The organism is Oceanobacter sp. 1_MG-2023 (assembly GCF_030689025.1).
Lineage (GTDB): Bacteria > Pseudomonadota > Gammaproteobacteria > Pseudomonadales > Oceanobacteraceae > Oceanobacter.
Genome location: NZ_JAUYWA010000003.1, coordinates 138723 through 152177 on the forward strand (window position 1 = coordinate 138723; position 13455 = coordinate 152177).

10 protein-coding genes and 1 riboswitch are annotated in these 13455 nt (G+C 52.8%); of the genes, 2 read left to right on the top strand and 8 right to left on the bottom strand.

What is annotated here, in order from left to right; all coding sequences use genetic code 11:
* Nucleotide 1: 1 nt before the first annotated feature.
* The 6 genes from Q8W22_RS03440 to Q8W22_RS03465 form a co-directional block, all read right to left on the bottom strand.
* A complete protein-coding gene (locus tag Q8W22_RS03440; RefSeq protein WP_305451602.1) occupies nucleotides 2-1234 on the bottom strand; it encodes a type II secretion system F family protein in 1233 nt (410 codons plus the stop codon).
* A 55-nt stretch (nucleotides 1235-1289) separates the two neighbouring features.
* Entirely contained in the window at nucleotides 1290-2984 is a 1695-nt protein-coding gene (pilB, locus tag Q8W22_RS03445) for a type IV-A pilus assembly ATPase PilB (protein WP_305451603.1), read from the bottom strand.
* Nucleotides 2985-3109: 125 nt separating this feature from the next.
* Nucleotides 3110-3583, bottom strand: a complete 474-nt coding sequence (locus Q8W22_RS03450) for a prepilin-type N-terminal cleavage/methylation domain-containing protein (protein ID WP_305451604.1) — start codon at nucleotides 3581-3583, stop codon at nucleotides 3110-3112.
* A 616-nt stretch (nucleotides 3584-4199) separates the two neighbouring features.
* Nucleotides 4200-5477 (bottom strand): hypothetical protein, encoded by a 1278-nt coding sequence (locus tag Q8W22_RS03455; protein ID WP_305451605.1) that lies wholly within the window; start codon nucleotides 5475-5477, stop codon nucleotides 4200-4202.
* A 57-nt stretch (nucleotides 5478-5534) separates the two neighbouring features.
* A complete protein-coding gene (locus Q8W22_RS03460) occupies nucleotides 5535-7721 on the bottom strand; it encodes a TonB-dependent siderophore receptor (RefSeq protein ID WP_305451606.1) in 2187 nt (728 codons plus the stop codon).
* Between the two features lie 146 nt (nucleotides 7722-7867).
* Nucleotides 7868-8122, bottom strand: a riboswitch (cobalamin riboswitch).
* 98 nt (nucleotides 8123-8220) lie between these two features.
* Nucleotides 8221-9156, bottom strand: a complete 936-nt coding sequence (locus Q8W22_RS03465; protein WP_305451607.1) for a ketopantoate reductase family protein — start codon at nucleotides 9154-9156, stop codon at nucleotides 8221-8223.
* A 147-nt stretch (nucleotides 9157-9303) separates the two neighbouring features.
* Here Q8W22_RS03465 and Q8W22_RS03470 point away from each other — a divergent pair, with 147 nt between their 5' ends.
* Nucleotides 9304-9789 (top strand): YajQ family cyclic di-GMP-binding protein, encoded by a 486-nt coding sequence (locus Q8W22_RS03470; protein WP_303431794.1) that lies wholly within the window; start codon nucleotides 9304-9306, stop codon nucleotides 9787-9789.
* Nucleotides 9789-11222 carry an AmpG family muropeptide MFS transporter gene (locus Q8W22_RS03475; protein ID WP_305451608.1) on the top strand — a complete coding sequence of 478 codons (1434 nt, stop codon included), beginning with the start codon at nucleotides 9789-9791 and terminating at the stop codon, nucleotides 11220-11222. Before Q8W22_RS03470 ends, Q8W22_RS03475 begins: the two co-directional genes overlap by 1 nt.
* Before the next feature lie 103 nt (nucleotides 11223-11325).
* Here Q8W22_RS03475 and Q8W22_RS03480 read toward each other — a convergent pair whose 3' ends face one another.
* Together Q8W22_RS03480 and Q8W22_RS03485 are read right to left on the bottom strand one after the other, a co-directional pair.
* The gene (locus Q8W22_RS03480; RefSeq protein ID WP_303431796.1) at nucleotides 11326-11985 is read right to left on the bottom strand and encodes a metallophosphoesterase; all 660 of its coding nucleotides are present in this window, start codon (nucleotides 11983-11985) and stop codon (nucleotides 11326-11328) included.
* On the bottom strand, nucleotides 11982-13349 hold the full coding sequence (locus tag Q8W22_RS03485; protein WP_305451609.1) for an O-antigen ligase: 1368 nt from the start codon (nucleotides 13347-13349) through the stop codon (nucleotides 11982-11984). The genes Q8W22_RS03480 and Q8W22_RS03485 overlap by 4 nt, the downstream gene beginning before the upstream one ends.
* Between the last annotated feature and the right edge of the window lie 106 nt (nucleotides 13350-13455).

Below are 13455 nucleotides of genomic sequence, written 5' to 3' on the forward strand. Positions count from 1 at the left end.
GTTACATGACCGATCCCATTTGGAAAATCGGCAAGTACATGGCGATAATCAAACCACCGACCACTACCCCGAGGAACGCCATAATCATCGGCTCCATCATGGCGGTCAGGCCATCGACCGATTCATCCACTTCAGTTTCATAATATTCGGCAGCTTTATCCAGCATGGCATCCAGGGATCCGGATTCTTCACCGATACTGGTCATCTGCACCACCATATTCGGGAATACACCGGTAGAGCGCATGGCAAAGTGCATTTGCTGGCCGGTAGCCACTTCCTGGCGCACTTCCAGTACCGCATCCCGGTAGAGTTTGTTACCCACGGCACCAGCAACGGATTCCAGTGCCTCAACCAGTGGGACACCGGCGGCAAAGGTGGTCGATAATACCCGGGCAAAACGAGCTATTGCAGCCTTGTGCATGATATTGCCAAACACGGGTAATTTCAGTGTCAGATAATCCATTTGGTCACGGAAGGTTTGTGAGCTTCTCATCATGTATTTGAATGCGGTGACCAGCGCCATAATAATGGCTAGTGCGTACATCCAATAAGCCTGCATTGCGGCGGAAATATTCACTACAAACTGGGTTGGTGCTGGCAATTCGGCACCAAAACTTTTGAACATGCCTTCAAACGTTGGTACCACCTTGATCAGCAGAATGGCGGTCACAATCGCAGCTACTACCAGTACCGTAATGGGGTAACCCATGGCTTTTTTGATTTTGGACTTCAGAGCCTCGGATTTCTCTTTGTAGATAGCCACCTTGTCGAGCATGGTCTCCAGGGCACCGGATTGCTCACCGGATTCCACCAGGTTGCAGGTCAGCTCATCAAAATACTGGGGATGCTCTTTCAGTGCCGAGGCAAAATCATTACCGGCGGATACGGTATCACGCAGTTTCAGGATCAGGTCTTTCATATTAGGGTTATCGACCCCGTCGGAGACAATCTCGAACGACTGTACCAGTGGTACCCCGGCTTTGATCATAGTGGCCATTTGGCGGGTAAAAAAGCTGATGTCAGCTGTTTTGATTTTTTTGCCTTTGGCAGCAGCGCCGCCGAGGCCAAATAACGGTTGGGGTGCGCGCTTGACCTTGCTGGGCTGAATACCCTGCTTGCGCAGCTGGGCCTTGACCATGGCCAGATTCTGGCCGGACAGGGAACCATTTATTTTCTGGCCGCGTTTGTTGACGCCTTCCCAGACAAAATCAATACTCTTTGCTTGCTTGGCCATAACTGCTGGAACGCCTCTGCAAAATCATTTGGCTACCAAAGATAGCAGCCGCTGGTTAGTCTGTTGTCACTCGATTGGCTTCTTCAAGGCTGGTAACACCTTGGGCGACCTTTTGTAGGGCAGATGTGCGTAAGTCGTTAAAGCCTTCCTGGCGGGCAACATCAGCAATTTCAATCGAGTTGCCTCCCTCCATGATAATACGAGACAAGGCATCGGTTATTTTAACCACTTCGTAAATTCCGACACGACCTTTATAGCCGTGCTTGCATTGATCACAGCCAACGGGCTGATAAATTTCTGCGTTTTCGAGCATTTCTTCGGTAAAGCCGGTTTCAAGCAGGGCTTCCCTGGGGATATCGGCTGGTATCTTGCAGGACTTGCACAGCCGTCGTGCCAACCGCTGGGCAATAATCAGGGAGACCGAGGTGGCAATGTTGAACGATGGCACCCCCATATTGGCCAGACGGGTGATGGTTTCCGGGGCATTGTTGGTGTGCAGGGTTGATAACACCAGGTGACCGGTCTGTGCTGCCTTGATAGCGATCTGGGCAGTTTCCAGGTCCCGGATTTCCCCTACCATGATGACATCCGGGTCCTGACGCAAGAAAGAGCGTAACGCGGCAGCAAAGTCGAGGCCGACCTTGGCACTGACGTTACACTGGTTAACCCCTTCCAGGTTGATTTCGGCAGGGTCTTCCGCGGTTGAAATATTGGTGCCTTCAACGTTAAGGATATTCAGGCCGGTATACAGTGATACGGTTTTGCCGGAGCCGGTGGGGCCTGTCACCAGAATCATCCCCTGGGGTTTCGACAGGGCGTGCATATACAGCTCTTTCTGTAGCGGCTCATAACCCAACATATCGATACCCAGCTGGGCTGACGAGGGGTCGAGAATCCGTAACACGATTTTTTCGCCAAACAGGGTCGGCAGCGTATTAACGCGGAAATCAATGGCCTTGCTTTTGGAAAGCCGCATCTTGATACGGCCATCCTGGGGAACCCGCCGCTCGGAAATATCCATCTGTGACATCACCTTGAGCCGGGCAGCAATCTTGCCGGTCAGCGTGACTGGTGGACTGGCGACTTCGTGTAATATGCCATCGGTGCGGTAACGTACCCGATAACGTTTTTCATAGGGTTCAAAGTGAATATCGGACGAGCCCATCTTGATGGCATCGAGCAGCATTTTGTTTACAAAACGCACGATCGGGGCGTCGTCTTCTCCAGAGGATGTCGCCGCTTCCTGGGCCTTGTCGGCAGCGTCCGGGTCTTCCAGATCGACGTCATCCAGTTCACCATCAAGGTCATTCATGCTGGTATCGCTGGCGGCCAGTATTTGGGTGACCCGCGCTTGCAGCTTGTTAAACTCAACCACCACTGGTTCGATGGTCATGCCGGTGCTGAACTTTATTTCGTCAATCGCCTGTATCTGGGATGGGTCACTCTGGGCTACAAACAGGCGGTTGCCTCGTACCATTAATGGCAGGGTGCGGTGTTTTTCCAATTGTTCATTGCTGATCAAGTCACCAGGAATCAGATCAATATCAAAGGCTTCCAGATCCAGTAGTGGCAAGCCAAATTCTTCGGCTGCAGCGGTAGCGATTTGTGCTGGCGTGATTTTGCCAGATTCTGCTGCCACCTGGATAAAGGGCTGTTTTTTGTCGCGGGCCAGAGTCAGCAATTCCTGCAATAGAGCAGGTGCGATGCCGGATTCTGAAAGACGTTTTGAAATACCATTAAGCGAGATCATGATTCACCTGAGACAAATCCATATTCAGAGAGCAACATAGCAAAATTGGTTGGGGTCGGCATCTGTGGTTTGGGCGAGACATAAAAAAGCCCCGCAATGGCGGGGCTTTAACTAGTCAGACTGGATTACAGCTTAGGATCAAAACCTGCTGGGAGAGTATCAGTGAGGGCCCAGCTGACTGATTCATTACCAACAGAAGCGGTGGCAGCAGTAGCAGTTGGAGTCAATGTATAGGTGTTGTTATTTGCTTGAGTCAATAAAGACGAGGCTTCACCAGAAACAAATGTAACAACAATTGCCCACGTTGCATCGGCAATAGTAACTGTCCACTTAGCATTGTTGGATATATCATTTGTGAATGTATATGCAACACCGGTGTATTCTTGCAGTTTTGTTGCATCTGCTGGCAGTGCACCATAACGACCAACATAGTCTTCGATTGCCAGTGTCATGCCTCGAGTGTCACCCAGGGATGTCTGAACTTCAGTACGAGCGATATAGTTCTGATACTGAGGAATCGCCACAGCGGCCAAAATACCGATGATCGCAATTACGATCATCAATTCAATCAGGGTAAAACCTTTTTGCATCGTTTTCATGGAAGTCTCCACTCTCAAAATTTTAGGGTTGTGCAATATTACACGTGTTATGCAATGACTATTATGAGGGGTTTTGCCATGGGAAACATCCCAAAACATCCCAACACTTCGTTGTCGAAGCACTTGGTGGGTTCGGGAAATCGAAGAGGGGGTCTTCCCGGACTCAAGCCACTGGCTTCTGTGCATCTATCACTGGATACGCATACATAGAATATCAAGCTAATATCGTGCCAAGTATGTTTTGGCTGAAATAAACAGATTTATGTGACCTGGTTCACTAAACCATCGGTGGGTGTTGGTTGAATCGCCTGCCTTGCAGAAAAGCGGGGTATCCAGTTGAGTACAATATGACAAATATTGTCACTCGGGTATGTGGTTGTCAGATATATCTGGCCATATTGGCGGTAGTGACTTTTGTGGTCTTGATGTGTGGGCCTGATGGATACCGTCAAAGGATACGGACAGGGCCGGTTTGGGCAGAGACAGAGCAGGTCACCGGGGAGAAAAGGGTGCAGATAGCAGGCACGGATGGATATGGCTGGGGTTTTGGGGGGGTTGGAGAGTGAGGGATGTGGGGTACGGGCAGCACCGGCCCCCACGGCTCAGACAAAAGGCATTACTCGGACACTTCATCCGTCAGGAAAGTGATTGAGGCAGGTACCAGATCGAGGTTGATAAAGTCACCGTTGATGCTGTTGGTGTCGGTATCCAGCACCAGCAGGCCAGGCTGGGTAGCGTTGGTGATGCCGACCCACAGGCGCTGGTTTTCATCCAGGGTGATATCGCCGAGGGTATAGCTGTCTTCCGGGTCGCTGACGTTGCTGGCCATCAGGCTGTTGATATCAATGGCAACCGGGTCGCTGCTGCTGTTGGGGCTGATTTCATACAGGTAGCTGGCAACAGTGCTCCATCCGGCTTCAACATTGATATTGACGTAGGCCTTGTCTTCGCTGACAACGGTGATGTCTTTGACATGGTAGTACTGTGCCGGTGAGACGCTGGTGTCGTTTAACTCGGCGAAGGTGGTGCCATCGATGATATTGCTGATCGCATAGGTGGTGGTATCGATGACATCGACGCCGCCGCTATTGTCGTCGTAGTCACCACGGGCAGCGATATACAGCTGGCCATTAAGCAGTTCCATGCTGGTGGGGTTGGTCACGGTCAGAGGAATGCCTTTCAGGCCATCGGTGCTGGTGTCGGTATCAATTTCAATAAGGGTGTCGAGGTCGTACACCACGACGTAGGCGGTGTTGTTGCCGTCATAGCCGTAACGCTGGGTCAGAACAAACAGTTGGTTGTTGTCGATGGCGGCATCGACCATCCCCGGTGTGGTGCTGTAACCGCTGACGCTGTAATCGGACAAGTCGATGGTGTCGACCTTGAAGTCGTCTTCGCTGCTGGCGGTGGTGTCGACTTTCCAGGCAGTTTCCGCGCCGTAGCGCATCAGCCAGCCGTATTGGTCGTCCTGATGTACCAGGGTATAGACGTTGGCGCTGCTGTCGCCATCATCGTTGGTGGTGTAGGTCCATTCCGGGCTGCTGAGGCTGGCGGTGGCGTCGTAGCGGCTGATGGTATCGACGTAATATTGGCCAATCCGGTATAGCCAGTTGGCTTCGCTGGTGATGGTGTAGTTGGTGTTGGTGTCGCTGAATAATTGTTGCTGGACGCTGCGGTCGCCGGTGATATTGCCGATGGCAACATGGCCACTGCTGTAGTCGGCAGCGGTGGTTTGTACCGCATAGGCTCCTTCTGCAATGGGTTGGGCGTCGTCGTCGTCACCGGCACAGCCACTCAGCATCAGGGTCGCAGAGAGAAGCAGTCCGGCGGTGCTGAACGGGGACAAACAGGTGCGGGATAATGTTGTTGGGTGATCAGGCAGACGGTTAGGCATAACAAAATTCCTTGGGTGTCGTTTGGCAAACTTGTTGGTTGCTGGTGATATGAATATTCAAAGCGAGTAGCTCAGGTACAGTGTCCATTCCCGGCCACGAGCCGGGCGCCCACTGAAGTCGTTAAAACTGTGATTAAACAGGTTGTTAATCCGCAAACCGGCGTGGGTCGGCAATAGTGACGGTCTGGATGGCACTGGCCATTGGTAGCGGTAATGGATGTTCCAGAGGCGACGTTGATCCCCGGGTACGCTGTTGTAGCGGTCGAGGTAGAGGTCGTCAGCCAGCTCGGCATGGAGATCGATACTGTGGTGCCGGGTGGTCATGGAGGATTGCCAGAGTAATCCGGCAATCAGCCGCAGGTGATAGATGCCGGGCAAGTATTTGTTATCAAAGCCAACGATATCGCTGCTGCTCTGGCTTTGGTAATGGCTGCCTGCCAGCTGCAATTGCCACATCCCCAGGCTCTCTGCTGCGGGTGCTGCGGTCACAGGGCGGTTGAGCTGACTGTGCAGCTGCCATTCCAGCCCGGCCATAGTGGCATCACTGGTATTTTCATAGCGACCAGCCCCGGTTGAGGGGTCATACACGGCGACGATGGCGTTTTCCAGTTGGCGGTGGAACAGGTTGAGGCTGAGCTGCTGGGGACGTTGTTGCCAGTCTCCGCTCCAGCTGATGTTTAACGACAGTGTTTGGCTTTGCTCTGGTTGAAGGTCGTCGTTGCCCCGGGTCAGGCCGCGGTTGCCGAAGCGTTCATACAAACTGGGTATTCTGAGTGCCTGTTTCCAGCTTAGTTGCAGCTGGCCGTTGCCGGTATCGCTGAGCCAGTATTGTTTCAGGCTGACCAACCCGGAGGTCCAGGACTGCTGCTGATGGGTGTTGTCGCTGTCGCTGCTATCGGTAGCGCTGGTTTGCAACAGGCTGTTTTGCTGGTGGTGGCTGCTACTGAGACTGAACTGGCGTGTACTGTCGCTGTTTTGCCATTGTGCCCGACCACTCAGTTGTACTTGCCGCAGCCAGGAATATTGGTCGCAGCGGCTGCTGAGGGAGTCACAATCACCGCTGTCGCTGTCAATCAGGTAGCGGCTGCGATAGCTCTGCTGGCTTATCTTGATACTGCTGCCCAAATCCCAGGCGTGCCATTGTACCTGGCTGCCAAGTTTGGCCTCGCTGTGTTGGTAGCGATAACGGTTGTTGCTGTCGACATAACCGAATACTGCGGTTGGATCGTAAAATGCCTGACGGTTCAGCGAGTGCCAGAGTTGCCAGTGCTGACGAAAATCTTGTCCCCAGTTGCCCGACAGTTGTACGCCCAGTTGCTTGCTGTCCAGTCGGGAGCGGTTACTCGAGGAGTTGCGATAATACTGTGGCAGTTGTTTGGATTCATCTTGCCAGTACAGGCTGGCAAACAGGCCGGGTTGCTGATGTTTCAGTGTCAGGCGGTCGCGACGATAGGCGGCATTGTTGAGTGCTTGTTGTTGTCCGGCTGGTTGGCTGGTGTCTTCCGGGCTGCTCACCGGGTAGCGGTAATTGTTGTCGCTTTGTTGGTGGTCGATCAATAAATCTGTAGTGCTGTGAGGCTGAGTCCGTAACGGTTGTTGCAGATTCAGGGTCGCCGTACCGTAGCTGCCAGCCGCGGCGGATAGTTGGGTAGGCCTGCTGCTGGTATTGGATGGGCTGCGACGGGTCACGATGTTGATGGTACCGCCGATCGCTTCATCACTGATCAGGCCATTGTCGTCGACATCGCTGCCGCTGGTCAGGACATCGACTCGCTCAATGGAAGCCAGCGGGATGGCATTAAGATCGTACTGGCCGTATTGACCTGTGGTTACGTCAACGCCATCGATCAGTAGGCGGGTTTGTTTGGCATCAGCCCCTTGCATGGAAATCAGTACCGGGTCGCCCAGCCCTCCCAGGGATTGCACCTGCAGGCCGTTGATACGGCTTAGAAATTCCCCCAGGTTCTGATAACCAGCCGCCAGGGCTTGCTGATCGTAGAGTCGGTAGCTGGTGTCTGTGGCGGGTTCTTGATGGCCATAGACAACCAGCTCATCATCGGCGACCGGCGTATCGTTTGTATCATCGTTGTGTGTCGGGGTTACCGAATCGGCAAAACTGGCAGGGGCAGACAATAACAGGCTCAACATCAGGCTCGACAGCAATGATGGTGTCCTTGCCTGTTGGAGGTGGCAAGACAACGGCTTGCGAAAGGCATAACACCAGAAGGGCAAACGTAATGTCATGGAAGTCCTGAGTACCGGGTCAGAATATAACGGCAAGAGCAGGGGGAGCAGACCGGGCAAGCAATCATTGCTTCCGCCGATGGCGGAAGACATCGCCGGGGCGGCGATTGGCGATTGGCACAAATCCCTCCCGCTGCCCTCCGCAACGTCGGTTGATAAAAACAGGCCGGTATCCGGGCTGACGACCTGAGCAGATGCTGCTCGTTCATAACGCCTTCCCACCGGTGCCTGTTGGCTGGCTCGGCAGTGGCTGGTGTCCTGTATGGGCAGGAACCTGTTATTGAATGGGTCGATCACCGTTGCGGGGGCAGCGCCGGTTTATGTTTTTACATCACCGGTCTTCCCGTTTAACCCGAGGCTGAATGATTCAGCCCATGGGCACCTGATTCTGGGCGCAGAGTAGCGGTGGTAATAGCAGGCGTCAAGAATTGCAAAGTAAAATCGTCGAGTCAGGCGCCGTCTGTGGCCGTGGTTTGCCTGTAAGCAGGGAAGGGTGTCTCTAGGTGGGGAGACCGCTGCGGATATTAAGCTGATCCATTAATGCCCGGGTTAAGGGCAAATCGATTTTTGCCGCGCTGGCCTGGGTCAAGAGATAGCCACAAATATGATCCAGCTCGGTTGGCCGGTTGGCCAGTACGTCTTGCAGGCTGGATGAGCGGTTATCCGCCGTCGACAGGGCAATCTGTGTTACCCGCTCTGGCAGTTGATCTGGTAATGGCCAGCCTTGATGTTGATACAGCTGTTCTATTTCGATGGCCAACGAGTGTAACGGCGCACGGTATTCAGGGTTGCTGATTAATGCGCCATTGAGGCAGCGGTAGCAGGCGGTCAGGGGATTGATCACTGCGTTAATTGCCAGCTTTTGTCGTTGCCGTGTAAGAATATCCGAGACAACCTGGGTATGAGGCAAGTGGCTGGTGATCTGTCGCGGTAATCCATTTGCCTGTGCCGAAGGCAGACCAATCCAGACATCACCCAGTCCGGCATATATGACGCTGTTGTTTTCCAGGCGGTAAGCGCCGTCGGTGGAGATGCCGTGCCAGAGCTCGCAGCTCTGCCCTTGTTCTTTGAGCCAGTGAGCGACTTGTTCATGCTGGCCCATACCGTTTTGTAGCAGCAAAATGCGGTCAACCTGATGCAGTTTGCTGGCATAAGGTAACAGGGCATCCAGGGTGTCACCGGCTTTGGTGGTGATCATCAGCCAGTCCAGCCGCTGATGGTTCCATGGTGGCAGTGACAGGGTCAGGGTCTCTGGCCATTCAGGATGACTCGCACGAATATCTGGCCCGTATTGCAGGGTACGTTCCAACGGCGGGGTGGCCATTGTCGGGGATTGTGGTGAGCGGCCAAGCACATAAAGACGGTGCTGACGCCAGTAGCTGGCCATGACGGTGCCAATGGCACCCAGGCCAAGCAGGCCGATGGATAATGTCATGGCAGGATTATAAGTCGCTTGATGAGCTGGAGCCAGAGCGGGCGGATGACTTTTGCTTTTCAGTGCTGACAGAGGTATACAGTCCGGCTTATTGCCATGCTTATGACTGTATATATTTATTGACAGGTTATTGACAGGAGAAGCCCAATGCCATCGTTTGATGTCGTTTCCGAAGTGGATAAACACGAAGCCCAGAATGCCGTTGATCAGGCCAATCGGGAATTGTCCACTCGGTTTGATTTTAAAGGGGTTAATGCCAGCTTTGAGTTAAAAGATTTTGCTGTCACCTTGACGGCTAATGAGGAATTCCAGATCGAGCAGATGAAACCCATGCTGGAAAGCTCTTTGATCAAGCGCAAGATCAAGGTCAGTTGTCTGGAATATGGCGATCTGGCCGGTGCAGGCAAGCAGGTCAAAATGATCGCAACCTTGCGTCAGGGTATCGACAAGGACCTGGCTCGTAAAATGGTCAAGATTGTCAAAGACAGCAAATTAAAAGTGCAGGCATCGATTCAGGGAGAGATGGTGCGGGTACAAGGTAAGGCGCGAGATGATTTGCAAGCGGTGATGGCGCTGTTTCGTAATGACGATTCCATCGAGATGCCGCTGGCGTTCAAGAATTTCAAAGACTGATGTCTGACCGTAAGGTAACGGATCACTCTTCTGTTCAATCCAGCCTGGATTCTGCCACGACTTCGACGTCTTTTTTCGGCTGGTGGCGTGATGCCCGGAAAATTTACACCCGTAAGCCGGTACTGGCGATTGCCTTGTTGGGTTTTGGTGCCGGGCTGCCATTTTTGTTGGTGTTTTCGACCCTGACAGCCTGGTTGCGGGATGCGGAAGTGGAGCGCACGACCATCGGCTTTTTTGCCTGGATCGGTATGACCTACTCGATCAAGGTATTCTGGGCACCGGTCGTGGATCGCGTCAGTATCCCCTTGCTGAGCCGTTGGCTTGGGCAGCGACGCAGCTGGATTCTGGTTGGGCAGGCAGGGATTGCCAGCGGTTTGTTGTGGATGAGCCTGCTCGACCCGCATACGGATTTATGGTGGATTGCGGCCTCTGCTCTCCTGGTGGCGTTTGCCTCTTCGACCCAGGATGTGGCGCTGGATGCGTACCGGATTGAAGCGGTTGACGATGAGTATCAGGGTGCCATGTCGGCCAGTTATATTTTTGGCTATCGGGTGGCCTTGCTGTTTTCCGGAGCCGGAGCCTTGTATTTGGCGGACTGGTACAGCTGGAGCTGGTCTTATATCGGTATGGCAGCGTTGATGCTGGTGGGGATTGCCGCCACGTTCTGGTGCGACGAACCCAACCACCTGGATGCAGAGCAACGTGGCCGTATGGACGCTGAGTTGATCGATCGTTTGATCGGGCGTCCTATGCATCTGATGCAACGTCCGGCCTGGCAGCGCTGGCTGCTGGGGGCGGTGATTTGCCCGTTGCTGGAGTTCTTCCAGCGTAATGGCTGGTTTGCGTTGCTGATTCTGTCGTTTATCGCCGTTTTTCGTTTGAGTGATATCACCATGGGGGTGATGGCCAATCCGTTTTATCTGGATATGGGGTACAGCAAATCAGACATTGCCCGCATCGCCAAAATTTTTGGTTTTGTGATGACGGTGGTCGGGTCGGGTGTCTGTGGTGTTATGGTTGTCAAATGGGGCATGTACCGGCCCTTGCTGCTAGGTGCAATCCTGGTAGCGAGTACTAACCTGTTGTTTGCTGTGATGGCCATGACCTGGGATGGCAGTCGCCCGCCACTCAGTTGGCTGGCAGTAGTCATCAGTGCTGATAATCTCAGCGGAGGGATTGCCAGCACCGCCTTCGTGGCTTACCTCTCCAGCCTGGCAAACAAGAGTTATACCGCAACGCAATATGCCTTGTTCAGTTCGCTGATGACCTTGCCGGGCAAGTTTATCAGTGGCTTTTCGGGCTGGGTTGTTGATGGCTGGGGTTACAGTGACTTTTTTATTATCGCCGCTGCATTGGGGATTCCTGCGGTTTTGCTGGTGCTGGTATTGATGAAACAGCAGCCGGAAGCGCGTAACAAATCACTTCCAGGCTGAGTGCTGGGTACGGTGTCTGTGGGTCTGTGGGTCTGTGGGTCTGTGGGTCTGTGGGTCTGTGAGTCTGTGAGTCTGTGAGTCTGTGGCTTCGAGCGCTTCGGACTTACAGCTCCTTGATAATAAAATCCTTACCTTGATAAACCCCTGGTTCAATGTATATCCGGTTGCCCAGGTGCAGCTCGCCATCACTGATGTTATGGCCATGAATAACCACATCAATGCCGTCAATGACGTGCTCAGAACGCTGCTGGAATTGTGTGCGTGACCAGATAGTCCGTAGTGCTTCATCGGCATCCAGCTGTTCCAGATCATCCCAGTGGGTGAAGGGATATTCAGCATGAATAATGCCGTAACGAGTGCCAGACTTTCCTGAGACCTCGATTGCCAGAGGCAGCTGTTCGATCGTCTCAAACCAGGCTGGCCAGTCATTTGGGGAGGTCTGGGCGATCCAGTCGCCACCGTGAGTCAGCCAGGTCATGCGATGTTCGCTGTGCTTGTATTTCATCGCACAGACCATCAGGTATTCATGGTTGCCCAATACAGAATAAAACCAGGGTTGATCCAGCAAAGCCAGTGCCTGAGGTGATTCCGGGCCACGATCAATCAGGTCGCCAACACAGATCACCCGATCTGAGTCCGGGTTAAACTGCAACTGATCAAGTTGGCCCATCAGTTTTGAGACATGACCATGGATATCACCAACAACAAAATCACGTCCTTGCTGGTTGGTCTCAAGGCGCAAGAGTCTGGCTTGTACTTTCATGGGTTGGGTGTCTCTGTTGTGGCGTGTGTGACATGGTGTTTGGCGCGTTTGGGGGTTCTTTGAGCGCTGGAGTGCGCTCGAGGGCCATGCTCTGCCCAGCGCGCAATATTAGCCAGTGCCAGTAAAAACATAAACATATAGGCATTGGCGGGTATTTGCAGGTTGAAGTCGACCGCAGAATGTATCCCTATGGCAATGATTCCCATGGTAGCGCCAAACCCGGCACCTTTAAGTAATTCATTACGCCGGATGCTCATCGCGCGGATTGCTCGCCATAAAGAGACCAGCACTACACCCAGCATGACAACAAACGTTGGAGCACCAAACTCCGCCAGGAACTGAACATAGTCGTTGTGGGCATGGTTATAGACGTTGGGGTCTACAACGTCAGGGGACTTGTATTTGGGGAATGTGGTCTGAAAGCTGCCGGCACCAATACCTCCAAATGGTTGTTGCTGCCACATAAGGAAGCTGTCTCGAGCTACCTCGTCGCGATTTTCGGTATCGACGGACGAGTTTTGCAAGCGCTCGGCGACCTTGTCGACGCCAAAAAATGTACCCACAATAGCGATATCAATAACCAGCAGGCTGGTTAACAGGATTGTGGTCGATTTTGATTTATGGCGCATCAGCACCAGAGCCAAGGCACCGGCAATCATCATGCTGGCAAAAAACGCTGTATTACCCATGCGTGAGCGAGTCATCACCAGGGCAATCACCATAATGGCTAGCAACAGTCGCAAGATAACCTTGCTGCTCAGCAATACCTGTATGGCCTGCCGCAGTCGTTGCCTTAGCGATCCCTGATAAACCGTTGACTGCGCCAGTAAAAAGCCGATTCCCAGTGCCAGTGCCATTTCAAGGTATCCGGCGATATGGTTACGATTGACAAAAGTACCGGTTGCGGTGCCTATGTATGCCCATTTGGCTTCAAAAAAGCCGTATTCCCAACCTGTCAGTACCATGAGTGAACCGTACGAAGCCTGGAAAGCAGCGGCCAATACAATCGTCCAGATTGCTTGCTGGATACGATTTTGCGAATGAACAAGCAGCAAGGTCAGCATAAAGAAGCCGGCATAACCAAAGCCTTTGAACAGGTACATCCAGGTATCATAATGAGCAGAGCTGATCCATAGCGCTTGAGCGGCAACCCAAAGCTGGATAAGCAACAAACCGACCCAGAGCCAACGACTGCGTACAAATGCAACCGGGAGTGTTGTGAGATTCTGAGTATGTAACCGAAGTTCCAGCAATAGCAGACCGCCGGTAATGGCTGTGTATAACGGCCAGGCCCAATCGGTATAGCCACCAAATGGCAAAGGTAATACAAATAGCAAAAGCAGATAAGCACGCCAACGAGTCATGGTACTGCCAGTCCTTGAAATAGAAATCACCGGTGGGAACAACAAACAAAAAAAGCCCGGAAAACCGGGCTTTTTAACTGATCAGTATAAACCCGCCATATCTAGC